12 protein-coding genes are annotated in these 15,687 nt (G+C 69.1%); 3 read left to right on the forward strand and 9 right to left on the reverse strand.

Features of this window, described 5'->3' with window-relative positions; genetic code table 11:
- Nucleotides 1-5 precede the first annotated feature (5 nt).
- Both ACZ5LB_RS10425 and ACZ5LB_RS10430 read right to left on the reverse strand, forming a co-directional pair.
- On the reverse strand, nucleotides 6-2,594 hold the full coding sequence (locus ACZ5LB_RS10425) for a M14 family zinc carboxypeptidase (RefSeq protein ID WP_464606262.1): 2,589 nt from the start codon (nucleotides 2,592-2,594) through the stop codon (nucleotides 6-8).
- 11 nt (nucleotides 2,595-2,605) lie between these two features.
- Nucleotides 2,606-4,021, reverse strand: a complete 1,416-nt coding sequence (locus ACZ5LB_RS10430; protein ID WP_464602152.1) for a YfcC family protein — start codon at nucleotides 4,019-4,021, stop codon at nucleotides 2,606-2,608.
- Between the two features lie 377 nt (nucleotides 4,022-4,398).
- On the opposite strand from ACZ5LB_RS10430, the gene ACZ5LB_RS10435 reads away from it, so the two are divergent.
- Entirely contained in the window at nucleotides 4,399-4,653 is a 255-nt protein-coding gene (locus ACZ5LB_RS10435; RefSeq protein WP_464602153.1) for a hypothetical protein, read from the forward strand.
- A 50-nt stretch (nucleotides 4,654-4,703) separates the two neighbouring features.
- Here ACZ5LB_RS10435 and murC read toward each other — a convergent pair whose 3' ends face one another.
- A complete protein-coding gene (murC, locus tag ACZ5LB_RS10440; protein WP_464602154.1) occupies nucleotides 4,704-6,071 on the reverse strand; it encodes a UDP-N-acetylmuramate--L-alanine ligase in 1,368 nt (455 codons plus the stop codon).
- 125 nt (nucleotides 6,072-6,196) lie between these two features.
- On the opposite strand from murC, the gene ACZ5LB_RS10445 reads away from it, so the two are divergent.
- Nucleotides 6,197-7,174 carry a hypothetical protein gene (locus ACZ5LB_RS10445; RefSeq protein WP_464602155.1) on the forward strand — a complete coding sequence of 326 codons (978 nt, stop codon included), beginning with the start codon at nucleotides 6,197-6,199 and terminating at the stop codon, nucleotides 7,172-7,174.
- Nucleotides 7,175-7,187: 13 nt separating this feature from the next.
- Nucleotides 7,188-8,972: a CocE/NonD family hydrolase gene (locus tag ACZ5LB_RS10450; RefSeq protein WP_464602156.1), complete on the forward strand. Its 1,785-nt coding sequence runs from the start codon at nucleotides 7,188-7,190 to the stop codon at nucleotides 8,970-8,972.
- A gap of 26 nt (nucleotides 8,973-8,998) precedes the next feature.
- Here the strand turns inward: ACZ5LB_RS10450 and ribD are convergent, their stop codons facing one another.
- The 6 genes from ribD to ACZ5LB_RS10480 all read right to left on the reverse strand — a co-directional run bounded on the left by ribD (nucleotide 8,999) and on the right by ACZ5LB_RS10480 (nucleotide 15,484).
- Nucleotides 8,999-10,108, reverse strand: coding sequence for a bifunctional diaminohydroxyphosphoribosylaminopyrimidine deaminase/5-amino-6-(5-phosphoribosylamino)uracil reductase RibD (gene ribD, locus ACZ5LB_RS10455; RefSeq protein ID WP_464602157.1), 1,110 nt, complete (start codon nucleotides 10,106-10,108; stop codon nucleotides 8,999-9,001).
- Nucleotides 10,108-11,358, reverse strand: a complete 1,251-nt coding sequence (locus ACZ5LB_RS10460) for a porin (RefSeq protein WP_464602158.1) — start codon at nucleotides 11,356-11,358, stop codon at nucleotides 10,108-10,110. The genes ribD and ACZ5LB_RS10460 overlap by 1 nt, the downstream gene beginning before the upstream one ends.
- A gap of 42 nt (nucleotides 11,359-11,400) precedes the next feature.
- Entirely contained in the window at nucleotides 11,401-12,606 is a 1,206-nt protein-coding gene (locus ACZ5LB_RS10465; RefSeq protein ID WP_464602159.1) for a bifunctional 3,4-dihydroxy-2-butanone-4-phosphate synthase/GTP cyclohydrolase II, read from the reverse strand.
- Between the two features lie 63 nt (nucleotides 12,607-12,669).
- Entirely contained in the window at nucleotides 12,670-12,894 is a 225-nt protein-coding gene (locus tag ACZ5LB_RS10470) for a non-oxidative hydroxyarylic acid decarboxylases subunit D (protein WP_464602160.1), read from the reverse strand.
- A gap of 33 nt (nucleotides 12,895-12,927) precedes the next feature.
- On the reverse strand, nucleotides 12,928-14,406 hold the full coding sequence (locus ACZ5LB_RS10475; protein WP_464602161.1) for a non-oxidative hydroxyarylic acid decarboxylases subunit C: 1,479 nt from the start codon (nucleotides 14,404-14,406) through the stop codon (nucleotides 12,928-12,930).
- Nucleotides 14,407-14,599: 193 nt separating this feature from the next.
- On the reverse strand, nucleotides 14,600-15,484 hold the full coding sequence (locus tag ACZ5LB_RS10480) for a LysR substrate-binding domain-containing protein (protein WP_464602162.1): 885 nt from the start codon (nucleotides 15,482-15,484) through the stop codon (nucleotides 14,600-14,602).
- Between the last annotated feature and the right edge of the window lie 203 nt (nucleotides 15,485-15,687).

A 15,687-nucleotide genomic window follows, 5' to 3' on the forward strand; every position in this document is an offset into this window, starting at 1 on the left:
AATACCTAGTCCTCGTCGTCCTGGGGCGCGTAGGCGCCGAAGAACAGGGCGTTGTAGAAGACCCGGGTGGTCAGGGGCGCGCAGCCCCGGTGCACGGGATCCCCGGAGAAGAGGATGACGGCGCCCTTGCCCTTGCGCTCCCGCAGCGCGTAGGCGGAGTCGCGCACCTTGGCCTCCAGGGCCGCGGGCAGGAGGCCCGAGAGGTTCAGGTCGCCCTTGCCGAAACGCAGGGGGTTCTCCCCGCCGGGGCTGAGCCCCAGCACGGGGTCGCTGGAGTCCAGCACGGCGCCCTCGGTGGCGTTGAGGCCCCAGCCCAGGGGATGGGTGGGGTCGATGTCGGCCTTGAGCATCGCGCCGGGAATGGACTCCTGGAGGGCCTGCTCCTCCCGCAGGGCCCAGGGCCGGATGCGCTCGGCCAGGGGCGGGGCGACGGCCTCGCGCCGGGGGTCCTTTTCCTTGAGGCGGGCCTCCTCGTCCCTGCGGGCGAGAAAGGTCACCCCCGCGTCGCTGACGCCCACGCGCGCGGCGTAGGCGCTGCCGCCGCGCAGGGCCACCAGCACCCCTCCGTCCTGGGCGTACGTCTTGAGCCGGGCGGCGCCCCCGGACCCCAGCTCGGCGTTCCATTTGGCGCCCAGGGCACCGTCGTCGGGGAGGATGAGGTGGGTGTAGCGGCGCAGGTCGGCCTGGGCCAACCGGGAGGCGCGCACCTGGGTGAAGGGGATGCCGGCCTCGATGAGCGCCTGCATCACGGCGCCCACGGAGGTGGGGTCGGCGGGGGCGTCCATGACCAGGGCGGTGCGCGGCGCCCGCAGCGTCAGCGCCTTCACGGAGCCCAGGTCGGGGCCCGCGTCCACGGCGCTGGCGTCCACGGCGGAAACGACGCCCGGGGCCTTCGCGGCCAGTTCCCTCGCGCGGGCCTCGAGCCGGGCCGCGTCGTTGCGCAGGAGCGTGAAGATGGCGGTGCCCGCAGGGTAGGTGCGGGAGCCCGCCACGAAGGGCGCGGGGGCGGCGGCCCCCCGGAAGCCGTCCTTCAGGAGGCCTTCCAGCACCTGCTCCCGGCCCTCGGCGCCCGAGGACACCAGGTAGGCGTAGCCCGCCCGGGGCAGCGGGGCGGCGGCGGGCTCCCCCAGGGGCTCCGTGGCCACCCTGGGGCGGACCGGGGCGCGCCAGGCCGGCACGTTGAAGGCCAGGGGAAGGCTCCAGGCCGTGGCGTCATAGCTGGGCTTGGCGCCGAAGGCGGCCCTGCGTTCCAGGAGGGCCTCGGCCAGGCTGCCCCGGGGCTGGTCCAGGGGCACCAGGTAGCTGCCCGGGGGAAGCGTGGCCGGCGCGGCGCCGGGGTTGACGGGTTCCAGGCCCGAGGTGGCCACGGCCCCGGCGGTGCGGAGCACCTCGATGCCGTTGCGCCCCAGGAGGCGCACCAGGGCCAGGGTGCGGCCCGGGTCGGCGCCAGGGCCCAGGAGGAAGGCGCCCGGGGCCCGCATCCGCTCGCGGCGCGTGGCCTGGTAATCCAGCAGGAGCCGTTCGCGCCCGGAGGCGGCCACCGCCACGGTGGCGAGGCTGGCCGCGAAGTGCCGGCGCACCCGGGCCTCCAGGGTCAGGAGGTCGCCGTCCTTGCGCAGGTAGGCCAGCCCGCCGGGGCTGGGGCACTCGTAGGTCATGCCCACGGCCCCCTGGAAGCAGCCCCAGGAGTCGCCGTAGCCGGGGTAGAAGAGGTCGAAGACCTCCCGGGTGAAGTAGGCGAAACCCTGGGCGTCGAAGGCCCGGCCCAGGGCGTCGCCGAAGGTCTTCTGCCAGGCGCCGCCGTAGGCGGCGGGCAGGGCCGGGTGCACCGGGGCCATGCCGGGCGGGAAGAAATAGTTGCCCTCGGGCTTCATCTCGTGGTGGTCCGCCAGCACCTGGGGGTTCCAGGAAAGGAAGAGGGCTGCCTTGGCGCGGCTCTCCCCCTGGGTCTGCCAGGCCCAGTCGCGGTTCAGGTCGAAGAGGCGGTGGTTGAAGCGCCCCGAAGGCCACCGGGCCTGGTTCTGCGCGTCCTGGGGGTCGGGCGGGTTCTCGCCCTGCACCGCTTCGGCCACGGCCTGGAGGTGCCGGGCCCGGCCATCGGGGTTCTGAGTCACGTCCAGGAGGAGCACGGTCCGCCCCAGCTGCTCGAGGACCTCGGGATCCTGGCAGGCCGCGAAGTGGTAGGCCACCGCCAGGGCGGCCTCCGTGCCCGCGGGCTCGGAACCGTGGATGGAATAGCCCAGCCACACGAAGGCGGGGTTCCGGGCCGCCAGCGCCTTGGCGTCGGCCTCGGAGAGGGTCCTCGGGTCGGCCAGGCGCGCGTTGTCGGCCTTCAGGGCGTCGAGCCTGGCGAGGTTCTCCGGGCTGGTGATGGCCAGCAGCACCTGGGGCCTGCCCTCCTCGGTCACGTTGTAGGTGTAGGCCCGCACCCGGTCCTTCGCCGAGGCGATGCCCGCCAGGGCATCGGCCAGGGCCGCGTCCGGGGTATGGACCCGGCCCACCCGCGGCCGGGGCACCTCGGGGCGGTAGGTCCTGCCCGGGTAGGTGATCTGGGCCGCCAGCGGCAGGGCGGCAAGGGCGGACAGGATGCGCATGGGCCGTCTCTTCAGAAAGGGCCCCAGTGGAACAGGACCGGGGGGATCAGCAGCAGGAAACCCATCACCAGGACGATTCCCAGGAGCGGCAGGAACCATCCCGCCCACTTCTCCCAGGGTATCCTGGCCGCGCCCAGCACGCCCATGGTCACCGCCGAGGTGGGCAGGATGGGGTTCACGAACTCGCACAGCTGGAAGGCGAAGACCGCCGTCTGGCGCGTGATCCCCACCAGATCGGCCAGGGGGGCCATGATGGGCATGGTCAGCGCGGCCTGGGCCGTGCCGGAGTGGATGAAGAAGTTGATGACGGCCTGGATGAGGAACATGGTCTGGGGGATGACGGGCCGGGGCAGCACGGACATGAGGTTCTTGCTGTGGAAGAGCATGGTGTCCAGGATCCGCGCGTCCTGGGCGATGACCAGGAGGGCCCGGGCGCAGGCCACGATGAACACGACGCCGACCATGTCCTTGGCGCCGGCCACGAAGGAGGTGGCGATGCGGCTCCCCCCCATGCCCGAGGCCAGGCCCAGGACGATCCCCATGCCCAGGAACATCGCCGCCATGGCGTCCATGTCCCAGCCCTTGGCCATGATGCCGTAGACCAGCAGGACCAGGGCCCCGGCGAAGATCAGGAGCACCAGGACGTGGCGGATGGACCAGGGCTCGACGGATCCGGGGTTGCGGTCCACGGGCCCCCGGGCCAGGTCCAGTTCGTGGACGGGGCTGCGGGTGGGGTCCTTCTTGATCCTGCGGGCGTAGAGCATGACGTAGGTGGTGACGACCGCGGTGCCGACGAACCAGCTGAACACGCGGTAGCCCAGGCCGGAGTTCACCGGCAGCCCCGCCAGCTTCTGGGCCACGCCCACCGTGAAGGGGTTGAAGAAGGCCGCGGCGAAACCCGCCGCCGCGCCCAGGAACGGGATGCACACGCCCACGATGGAGTCGTAGCCCAGGCTCCTGGCCAGGGGAATGAAGATGACGACGAAGGGGATCAGTTCCTCGGCCATGCCGAAGATGCTCCCGGCCAGGGAAAAGACCACCATGAGCACCGGGATCAGCAGGAACTCCAGCGTGGGCCGGGCCGCGATGGCCCGGGTGAGCTTCTTGATGCCGAATTCCACCGCGCCGGTGTCGTTGAGGACGTTGAAGGCCCCGCCGATCACCAGGAGGAAGGCGATGAGCAGCCCACCGTCCAGGAAGCCCTTGATGGGCGCCAGCAGGAGCATGGAGGCGCTCACGTAGATCTTGGGGAGCACGTGGTAGGTGGCAGGATCGGGCACCATGCGCCCGTTCACCGCGATCCGGGTGAACTCCCCGGAAGGGATCAACCAGGAAAGCACCAGAACCAGCAGCACCAAGGTTTCCACCACCACAAGGGTGTGGGGCATCTTCATCTTCTTCAGCGACTGGAGCAGTCCGCCCTGCATGGCACCTCCGAACATACCGGTTTTGAAGTTCTTTCCTCTGCGCCTCAGCGAACCCTCAGCGCCTCTGCGTTCATTTCTTTTCAAGACCTAGCCTGCACGCCCGTCCAACATCAACCAAGAAAAGGAATAAACGCAGAGACGCAGAGGTTTCGCTGGGGCGCAGAGGGGAATGACTTCCATTTTGAACGATGGAAGTTTTTTTTCATTAACAATTTTTATGAATATTTTTATTTTAAGAGGATCCGCTCCGGAATCCCCCGATGATTGGCATCGATCTTGATAACCTTATATCAGGATGCACCCCTCTCGAATGCATCTATCCTGGTCCATCCGGTCCACCCACCCGCACCCGGGTCGGCTTCATCAACGGAGGCAACATGCGTAAATCCACCCTCTTCCTCGCCGCCGCAGTCGTGGCCCTCGCGATCCCCGCCCAGGCCAAGATGCCCTACGTCGCCGCCGCCAAGGCCGCGGGCATCGACTCCGTCAAGAACTGCGCCTCCTGCCACGTGGGCGCCCCCAAGAAGGGTGGCGAACTGAACGAGATGGGCAAGTGGCTCGTGGCCCAGAAGGCCGCCAAGAAGGCCGCCGAGATCGACGTCAAGTGGCTGAAGGACTACAAGGGCAAGTGATCGCCCTTCCAGCCTGAAGAGCGGCCCGCTGCGAAGCGGGCCGCTTCCGTTCAGGCCAGCGCCAGGAAGGCGGGACCCGCCGTGGTGATGGTGCCGGCGCCCATGGTCACCACCAGATCGCCCGGCTGGGTGATCTCGTCCAGCGCCCGGGCCAGGTCGTCCACCCGGGGCACGTAGCTGGCATCCCGCTGGCCGTGGGCCAGGATGGCATCAACCACCGAGCGCCCGGTGAGGCCGGGGATCGGCGGCTCGCTGGCGGCGTAGATGTCGGTGACCAGCACCACGTCCGCATCGAAGAAGGCCCGGCCGAATTCCTCCAGGAGGGCCTGGGTGCGGGAGTAGCGGTGGGGCTGGAAGGCCACCACGATACGCTTGTCCGGGAAGCCCTTGCGGGCCGCGGCCAGGGTCGCGGCGATCTCGGTGGGGTGGTGGCCGTAGTCGTCGATGACCGTCACGCCGTTGCGCTCCCCCTTCTTCTGGAAGCGCCGGTCGGCGCCGGTGAAGCTGGCCAGGCTGGCGCGGATGACCTCCCGCTCCACGCCCAGTTCCAGGGCCACGCCGATGGTGGCCAGGGCGTTGAGGACCATGTGGTGTCCGGGGACGCCGATGGAGAACTCCCCGAGGTCCTCGCCGAAGGCCCGCACCCGGAAGAGGGCCCTCCAGCCCTCCATGCGGATGTCCAGGGCCCGGATGTCCACCTGGGGGTTGGTGCCGTAGGTTCGCACCTGGCGCTTGAGGCGGGGCCGGAGGGTCGCGACGTTGGGGTCGTCCATGCACACGAAGACCGAGCCGTAGAAGGGCACCTTGTTCCCGAACTGCGCGAAGGCGTCCAGGATCTCGGGCAGGTCCTTGTAGTGGTCCAGGTGTTCCCGGTCCACGTTCGTGATCACGCCGATGGTGGGCGACAGGAGCAGGAAGCTGCCGTCGGACTCGTCGGCCTCGGCCACCAGGAAGGGGCCCTTGCCCAGCTTGGCGTTGCTACCGATGGCCCCCAGCTTGCCTCCGATGACGATGGTGGGGTCGATGCCACCCTGGCTGAGCACCTGGGCCACCATGCCGGTGGTGGTGGTCTTGCCGTGGGAACCGGCGATGGCGATGCCGTACTTCATGCGCATGAGCTCGGCGAGCATCTCGCCCCGGGGGATCACGGGGATCTTGGCCGCCCTGGCGGCCACCACCTCGGGGTTGTCGCCCTTCACGGCGCTGGAAATCACCACAACCTGGGCGCCTTCGATGCATTTCGCATCATGGCCGACCGCCACCTGGACCCCCAGGGCGGAAAGCCGCTGGGTGACCGCGCTCTCCTTCAGGTCCGAACCGCTCACCTGATAGCCCAGGTTCACGAGCACCTCGGCGATGCCCGACATCCCGATGCCGCCGATGCCCACGAAATGGATATGTTGGATTTTCCCGAACACTTGGTCTCCCTGCGGAAATATTCCAGGATACCTTCAAGATATGTAAACCGACGTCCCTCTCCGGGGATCTTTTACCCCAGAACCTGTCAATGGCGGCAGCCGTTCTCCTCCCAAGGGAGTACCCCATGCGATCCGCAGCCCTTCCCGCCCTTGCACTCCTCACCCTGGCCCTGGCCGGCACCGCGGTCTACGCCCAGAAATCCGGTCCCGGCGCGGAACGGCGCAGCGTCGAGCCCCGGTCCACGCCCTCCCAGCCCCCGGCGGCGGCCCGGGACACCCCCCGGTACACCCCCCGGGACACCCCCCGGGACACCCACCGGGACACCCCCCGGGACACCACCCCGGGTGCCGCCCGGGGCGAAGGCGGATCCCGCCGGCACAAGGGCCCCGTCCACCTGGAGGGACCCGACGAACCGCACCGCATCCCCCGGGGCATGGTCCATGAAAACCGTCCCAGGAACCTGACCCCGCCGTCCTCGTCGGAGGTCCTGGTCCCCCCGGCCACCCCCAAGGTGCAACTGTGGCCTGAGTACTCGGACTGGAAGACCCGGGACATCTTCGCGGAAATCCGCTACATGGCCCGCCGGGGCTACATCCCGGTGACGTTCGGAGGGGATGCCGCGGAGATCGTCGGATCGTCCTACCTCCCTGCGGGCTGGAGAGCCTACGCCTTCGTGGTTCCCGGCAAGGAGAAGCTGCACGTGCGCCTTCATCACACCAATGAAGGCTGGTTCCGCCTGGCCATGGTGGACCGGTGGGGGCAGATGCGCGTGGGCATGCTCCAGAACCTGATCGGCACGGGCAACCCCGAAGTCTCGTACACCAACCCCGCGGACCTGGCCAACACCGTCTACGTCCTCGTGGACGATCCGGGCTGGATGGGCACGAAGGACAACCCCTTCACCCTCAAGGTGGACCGCAGCTGGGATCCGGCCGCCACCAAGGCGCCCGCGCTGCCTGCGGTGATGGGCATCTGGGCGCAGGCCAAACTCGAGGCGAAGGATGCGGCACCGGCCCAGGCCGAAACCCCCAAGGCCCCGGCGGACGCCGAAGCCCCCAAGCCCCCTGCGGACGCCGAAGCGTCCAAGGCCCCCGCCGCATGACGCCGGGCAGGGCATGAGGCCCTGGCTCCCCCTCCTGGCACTGGCGTGCCTGCCGGTCCCGGCCCAGGGCGTGCCCTGGGTCCGGGACCACTACGCCAAGCGCGAGGCGATGGTTCCCATGCGGGACGGAGTGCGCCTGTTCACGGCCATCTACACCCCCAAGGCCGCCAAGGGCGGGCTGCCGGTCCTCATGGAGCGCACCCCCTACGGCGCGGGGCCCTATGGCCCCGAGGCGTTTCCCGACACCCTGGGCCCCTCGGAGCGCTTCGCCCGCGAGGGGTTCATCTTCGTGTACCAGGACGTGCGCGGACGCATGCGCAGCGAAGGCACCTTCGTGGACATGACGCCGGTGCTGGACGGCGCGGGGGTGGACGAAGCCACCGACACCCGCGACACCGTCGACTGGCTCCTGAAGAACGTCCCCTCCAACGGCAGGGTGGGCCAGTGGGGCATCAGCTACCCGGCCTACTACGCCGCCGCCGCCCTGGCCGGGGCCCACCCCGCCATGAAGGCCGTTTCCCCCCAGGCTCCCATCGCGGACTGGTTCACGGGCGACGATTTCCACCGCAACGGCGCCCTCTGGCTGCCCCACCTGTTCAACTTCATCGCCAACTTCGGCCGCCCCCGTCCGGGCCCCACGGAACACTGGGCGCCCCCCTTCCGCCACGGCACCCAGGACGGCTACGCCTTCTTCCTGGCCATGGGCCCCCTCTCCGGCGCCAACGACCTGCACTTCAAGGGGGGCATCCCCTTCTGGAACGACGTGATGGCCCACGGCACCTACGACGCCTTCTGGAAGGCCCGCGACCTGCGGCCCCACCTCAAGGGCGTGCGTCCCGCGGTGCTCACCGTGGGGGGCTGGTTCGACGCGGAGAACCTCTACGGCACCCTCCAGGTGCACAAGGCCCTGGACCGCCAGAGCCCCTCCACCGACCACAGGCTGGTCATGGGCCCGTGGTTCCACGGGGGCTGGGGCCGCAGCACCGGCGAGCGCCTGGGAGGCGCGGAGTTCGGTTCGGCCACCTCGGAGTTCTACCAGGCCCGCATCGAATTCCCGTTCTTCATGCACCACCTCAAGGGCACGCCCGACCCCGGCCTCCCCCGGGCCTTCGTGTTCCAGACCGGGTCCAACGCCTGGCGGCAGTTCACGGCCTGGCCGCCCCCGGAGGCCCGGCCCGTGAGCCTCTGGTTCCAGGCGGAGGCCCGTCTGGGCTTCGACGGCCCCGGCCCCGGGGGCAGCACCTCCTACGTCAGCGATCCCGCCCGCCCCGTCCCCTTCTGGGAGGGCGTGGACATCGGCATGCCCAAGGAGTACATGACCGCCGACCAGCGCTTCGTGGACGGAAGGCCCGACGTGGCCACCTTCAGGACCGCCCTCCTGGAGCGCGACCTGCCCGTGGCCGGCCCCATCCAGGCGGACCTCTGGGTGACCACCACCGGCACCGACGCCGACTGGGTGGTCAAGGTCATCGACGTGCGCCCCGACGGCTACCAGCAGCTGGTGCGCGGCGAGGTGATGCGCGGGAAGTTCCGGAACAGCTTCGAGCGCCCCGAGCCCTTCGTCCCCGGCCGGCCCACGCGGGTGGCCTTCGCCTTGAACGACGTGTGCCACACCTTCCTGAAGGGCCACCGCCTCATGGTCCAGGTGCAGAGCTCCTGGTTCCCCCTCATGGACCGCAACCCCCAGGTCTTCACCGACATCTACCACGCCAAGGCCGGGGATTTCCGGAAGGCGATGAACCGGGTGCTTTTCGGGCGTGGATACCCGTCGAAGCTGGAACTGGGCGTGCTGCATTAGGGAGGGAGGAGAAGGCTTCATCTCCTTCATCCCACCCTTCGGTTCAGTCTCTCCCAGGTGCCGCCGGGAATGCCCACCCTGAGCCGGGCACAGCCGGCCCAACGCAGCACAGGATCCCGGAAGAGGGGCATGGGTGGGCCCTCCGGGCGGAACCGGTGGAACTCGTCCACCAGGTCCAGGGCCATGAGGCTGCGGGCCAGGTCCTCGCCCCCCTCGAAGAGCACCCTGCCCACGCCCCGGTCGGCAAGGGTGCGCAGGAGGGCGTCCAGGTTCAGGCCGTCGGGGCCGGGTCCGGGGCGGAGATCCTCCACGCCCGCCAGGGGGAGGGCGGCGTCCAGGGTGGCGCGGATGGCGGGCTGGTGATCCAGGGGGCGCCACACCTGGCGGAAGGGATCCAGGCGGGCCTCGGCGTCGAGCACCACGCGCCGCAGCTGCCGGTGGGCGGGGGTGGGCCCGGGCCAGGCGTCCCGGAGGCTTGGATCCCGGAGCTCGGCTGTCCTGCGGCCAATGACCACGGCCTCGGCGCAGCGGCGCATGGCCAGGCCGATGCGCCGCACCGGCGGCGGCCGGTCCCCCGGGTCGAGCAGGAAGGCCACCCAGGGCAGGCCCGTGCCCACCAGCTTGAAGAAGGGCGCGTGGAAGGCCGCGCAGGCGCCGCCCAGGACCCCCACGGCCACGGGGATGCCCCGGGCCCGCAGGAGGGCGATGCCCCCGCCGTTCACCCGGGGGTTGGGGTCCCGGACGCCCACCACCACCCGGGAAACCCCGGCCTTGAGCAGGGCCGCGGTGCAGGGCGGCGTCCGGCCCTGGTGGCAGCAGGGTTCCAGGGTCACGTAGGCCGTGGCGCCGGAAACGGCTTCGCCCCGGGCCCCGGCATCGGCCAAGGCGGCCACCTCGGCGTGGGGGCCGCCGGCCATGAGGTGGGCCCCCGTCCCGATCACCCGCCCATCGGCCACCAGCACACACCCCACCGGAGGGTTGGGGCTGGCCAGGCCCACTCCCGCCTGGGCCGCGGCCAGGGCCAGGGCCATGTACCGGGCGTCCCCGTCCAGGGCGGCCGGATCGGGCCAGGGCCCGCCGGTGGCGGCGCCCCAGAGGAGCGCCGCTTCGCGGGGGGCCCGGTCCCCGGCCTCCATCAGAAGGCGTAGAGCAGGCCCACGCCCAGCCCCTTGGTGCTGGCGCCCGGGGCCACGGCGCCCGGGGAGGGGAACACCGCGTACGAGGCGGACCGGTCGTTGTTCATGCCGTAGTAAGCCACGAAGAGATCGGCGGCCTTGCTCAACGCGTAGGTGTAGCCCAGGGAGAACTGCCGCCCGGCGAGGCCGTTGGTGGAGGCGGGGGCGCCGCCGACCCGGGTGCAGCTCCCGTCGGCGGCCTGGCCGAAGGACGCGAAGAGCTGGTGGGGCCCGAAGCGCTGCTGGACCAGAAGGTACCAGGCCGTGCGCTTGTACTCGTTGACGTTGCCCACCACGGTGTCGTCAGTGTCGTACACGAGGTTCTCGAGAATGCCCGAGACCTTCGTCCCCGTGGCGAAGGTCCAGGAGGCCACCAGTTCCTGGCCCTCGTCCCGGGACGAGGCGTTGGTGAAGGTGGCACCCGCGGCGCCCCCCAGCTGGGAGAGGCCGAAGTAGTCGTCGTGGCGCTCGTAGCCCAGGCTCACGCAAAGGGGCCCGCTGCGGTACGTCACGAGGCCCGACAGGATCTCGGGGCTCACGGAGGGCGCGGCGGCGGTGGCGGTGGTGCGCCCTTCGTTGACGGAATACGCCAGGCGGAAGCTGAGCCCGCTCATGTCGGGGCTCCAGTACTGGACGCTGTTGCCCTGGCGGCGGTTGAAGGCGGCGTCGGCCTTGCCGTTGATCCGGCCGGACTGGGTGGTGGTGCCGGGCACGTTGAAGCCGGGGCTGGTGGTCAGCGCGTTGTCGAAGGGGCTGAGGCCGCGCAGGGGGCCCACAGCCAGGAGCGGGGACTTGTAGGGGGTGTCCCAGTTCCCGTAGAAGACGGTTCCCCAGGGGCCTTCCAGGCCCAGGCGGCTGTTGCGCCCGGCCAGGGTGTTGGGGGCGTCGCCGTCGGGGCTGACCGCGCTCTCGATCTGGAAGACCACCTTCACGTCGCCGCTGACGGCGAAGGAGCCCCGGAAGCCCAGGTTGGACGTGCCCGAAGTGATGCGGTTGCGGGAAGGCAGGTTGATGCCGGTGTAGGCCGAGGCCGGCACGAGGGTCGCGCCGCCCGTGGCGGGCGACAGCCCGGGGGCGGTGGCGCCGGTGGTCTGGACCGTGTCCAGGAAGGGCAGGAGGGTTCCGTAGATCTGGACGGGACCCGCCTGGGCCAGGGCCAGGGCGGGGAACGCGCAGGCTCCCGCCAGGCAGAGTGCGATTCGCTTGCTCATTGGGTTTCCTCTCGAGGTTCCATTGGGGTGGCGGCGCTGGGGCTAGACCATGCTCAGCAGGTGCCCCATCTTCCGCTTCTTGGTGAGGAGGTACCGGACGTTGCTGGCCCGTGAGGCCACCTCGATGGACACCCGCTCCACCACGCGCAGCCCGTACCCTTCCAGACCGATGATCTTCTTGGGATTGTTCGTCATGAGCTTCATCTCGACCACGCCGAGGTCCCGCAGGATCTGGGCGCCCACGCCGTAGTCGCGCAGGTCGGCCTTGAAGCCGAGCTTCTCGTTGGCCTCGACCGTGTCGTAGCCCCGGTCCTGGAGCTCGTACGCCTGGATTTTGCTGCCCAGGCCGATGCCCCTTCCCTCCTGGCGCATGTAGAGGACGATGCCCGCGCCCTCCTCCTCGATCAGGCGGAACGCCGACTGGAGCTGCTCCCCGCAGTCGCAGCGCATGGAGCCGAAGGCGTCCCCGGTGAGGCATTCGCTATGGACCCGCACCAGCACCGGAACCGTGGGGGAAACCTCCCCCTTCACCAGGGCGATGTGGGTGCGCCCGGTGACCCCGTCGAGGTAGGCGATGGCCCGGAAGTCCCCGCCCACCCGCAGCGGCATGGCGGTTTCGCCCAGGCGGGTGATGCTGCGCTCGTTGCGCAGCCGGTGGGCGATGAGGTCCTTGACGGCGACGATGCGCAGGCCATGCTCGGCGGCGAAAACCTCCAGGTCCGGCATGCGGGCCATGGTGCCGTCGCCCTTCATGATCTCGCAGATCACCCCGGCCGGGGCCAGGCCGGCCATGCGGGCCAGGTCGACGGAACCCTCGGTCTGGCCCGTGCGCACCAGGACGCCGCCGTCCCGGGCGATGAGGGGGAAGACGTGGCCCGGGCGCACGAAATCCCCGGGCCCGGCATCGGCCCTGACGGCCGCGCGGATGGTGGTGGCGCGGTCGAAGGCCGAAATGCCGGTGGTGACGCCCTCCCGGGCCTCGATGGAGACGGTGAAGGCGGTCTGGAAGGGCGAGGAGTTGTCCGCGACCATGGGGGCGAGCCCCAGGGACGCGGCCTTCTCCCCGGTCAGGCTCAGGCACACCAGGCCCCGGCCGTGGGTGGCCATGAAGTTGATGGCCTCCGGCGTGACGTGCTCGGCCGCGAGGGTCAGGTCGCCCTCGTTCTCGCGGTCCTCGTCATCCACGAGGATGACCATCCTTCCGTTGCGGATGTCCTCGATGGCATCCTCGATGCGCGACAGGGTCATGGCGGTGCCTTTGGTTGCGTGCGGGAAGGGGGGGCCCGGAGGCCCCCCTTCCCTGCGCCGGGTCTAGCCCTTGAGGGGCGGGACGGGAGGAATCACGAGCATGGAGGGGATGCTCTCGGGCTTGATCTTGAACTTGGCGTTGTAGAGCTTGGGGTCGGTCTTGTTGGGGGTCTCGGTGGAGCGCCAGGAGTAGGTGCAGGTTTTGCAGATGTACATCTCCCAGGCGTTCCCCACGGGGGACTTCGCCATGAGTTCGACCTTGTCGGTGTCGCAGCGCGGGCAGTTCATGTTGGATCCTTTCGGTTCACGGGTTGGGTTGGGCTACTTGCGGGCGGCCTTGACGAGCTGGGCGATGATGCCCTCCCACTTCTCGGTGCCGGCGGGAGGCGTCAGGAGCTCGGTCTCGCGGGACACGACCTCGGGGGCCTTGGGCGTGGTGGCGTCGATGATGAGCTTGTTGTGCATGCCCGGGGGGTTGGAGCTGGGATCCAGCGGCATGCCTGGGCAGTTCTTGATGATGCTCACGTCCTTGTCGGGATCCACGCGGGTCGTCATGGCCCACATGACCTGCTCGAGGTTGAAGGGATCCACGTATTCGTCCACGACGATGATGATCTTGTTGTAGGCCATGCCGTGGGGGGTGGTGAGCAGCCGCATGGCAACGGCCTTGCCGAACCCGCCGAAGCGCACCTTGGTGGAAACGATGACGCCGATGCCGTGGGTGTACATCGCGTTGACGGCCTGCACCTCGGGGAAGGTGTCCTTGAGCATCTTGTAGAGCGGAACGGACGTGTTCAGGGCCATGAGGTAGTCGATCTCGGACCAGGGGATGCCCAGGTAGAGGTTCTCGAAGACCGGGTTCGTGCGGTAGGAGATGGCGGTGATCCTCACCACCGCCTGGAGGCGGGCGCCGGAGTAGGAGCCGGGGAACTCGCCGAAGGGGCCTTCGCACTCGCGCAGGCGGGGCTCGATGTAGCCCTCGATGCAGATCTCGCAGCCGGCGGGGATCTCCAGGCCCAGGGTGGCGGACTTGGTGATCTCCATGGGCACGCCGTTGTTCAGGGCGCCGACGTAGTCGTACTCGGACTGGTCGTAGCGGATGGGCGTGGAAGCCATGAAGGTGGTGATGGGGTCGCAACCCAGGCAGATGGCGATGGGCACGGGCTGGTTCAGGGCCTCGGCCTTGCTCAGCTGGAGGCCGATGTCATGGAACGGCAGCGCCTGGATGCCCAGCTTGTCCTTGCCCTTGACCTGCATGCGGTAGGTGCCGAGGTTGGTCTTGCCGTAGCTGGTGGGATCCTCGGGGTCGGCCGAGACGATGCAGGCCTTGGAGAGGAAGCACCCCGAATCGTAGGTGTTGATGCGGTACAGAGAGATGATGTCGAAGATGTTGATGTTCTCGGTGACCGTGTTCTCGTTGACCGGCGCGTTGGTGACGCGCTTCGGCCCGACGGGGTACAGGTCCCAGCGGCGGGAGAGTTCGAGGAACTGCTCCTTGACGGGGGTGTCCTTGTCCATGCCCATCATGAGCGCGTGGTTGGCCCAGCTGCCGTGCACATTGGTGACGACCGGGTTCGCGTAGCCCTTGACCTTCTCGAAGAGCACGGCGGGGCCGTTCTTCAGGTTGGCCGAGGCGCGGCCGGCGGCGCCGATCTCCTCGGGGTCGACCTCGTCCTTGATGCGCACCAGCTGGCCTTCGGCTTCGAGGGTGGCGAGGAAGGAACGCAGGTCGTGGTAGGCCTTGGTGGTGCCCGTCTTGCCGGACGGGATCTGGATGTCTTTCACACCGGCTTCTGACATTGAAGGTTCTCCAATTCTGACGGTTGGTGATGGATGCGATCCGGTTTTCGGCGAACGCCCCCCTGGATCTCCGGGGCCCTCCTGGAATCTCAGCCCTGCTGTTCATGGATGCAGGACAAGAATTCTCCGGAGCGCCTGGAGCGTCCAATACATATTTGCTGACCGAATGATCGTCAATTACGATCAGCCGCATTCAGCGCGGGAAGAGCTCACCCAGTTCCGAGACGAACTTGTGGAGGAGCGGCGAAACGTTGTCGCTGCGCCACACCGCGCTCACCGCGATTTCCGTCTGCGGGTCCGCCATCGGCCGGTAGATGACGCCCTTGATCTGGATCGCCTTGAATGACTCGGGCACCAGCATGATGCCCAGGCTCGCGCCCACGAGCATCAGGCCGGTCTGGATCATGCGCACGCACTGGATGTTCGCGGGCCTCACGCCGGCCTTGCGGTACGCGTCCGCCACGGTCTCGTAGTACCCGCGCCGGGGATGGCGGGAGGGGGTGATGATCGTTTGCTCCGCCAGGTCCCCGAGGTTCACCCTGTCCAGGGCCGCGAAGGCCGGCGTCTCCGGCAGGGCCGCGATGAGCGGCTCCCGGTAGAGCTCGAGCACGCGGAACCCTTCGTCCAGCACCTCCGAGATCGTCAGGCCGATGTCCAGGTGGCCCCGGGCGAGTTCCTCCATCTGCTCGCCAGGGCCCAGCTCCAGGAGTTCGAGTTGCGCGGCGGGGATCACTTCCTTGAAGTGCCGCAGGGTCGCAGGCAGCACCTTCATCGCCGCGGTGCTGATGAAGCCGATGGCCACCGTGCCGGCGTCGCCCCGCCCCACCCCGCGGGCCTCGCGGGCGGCCATGCAGGCGTTGTCCGCCATCACCCGCGCCCGCGCGTAGAACACCTTGCCCGCGGCGGTGAGGGCCACGTTGCGGTTGTTGCGCTCGAACAGGAGGGTGCCGATCTCCTCCTCCAGCTGATGGATGGCCTGGCTGAGGGCGGGCTGGGCCACGTGCACGCGTTCGGCCGCTTTGCGGAAATGGAGTTCCTCCGCCGTGGCGATGAAGTATTTGAGTTGCCGGAGTTCCATGGCTCACCGTCGCGCATCGAAGCGTGTGAGGAATGAGTGGGAGTACGTTGGGCGCCCCAGGAAACCGCCGCCCGGGGCGGGATTGGCCTTCTTCGTTGCTTCATCCAATTTCTAAAATTCGGGACCTTCCAATCATAGGACACGCACCGGCCCCGCATGGGAAAAGCACGCTGATATAAATTTTGTATCAATCAGTCTTTGAA

This window comes from Mesoterricola sp. MK458 (genome assembly GCF_055384935.1).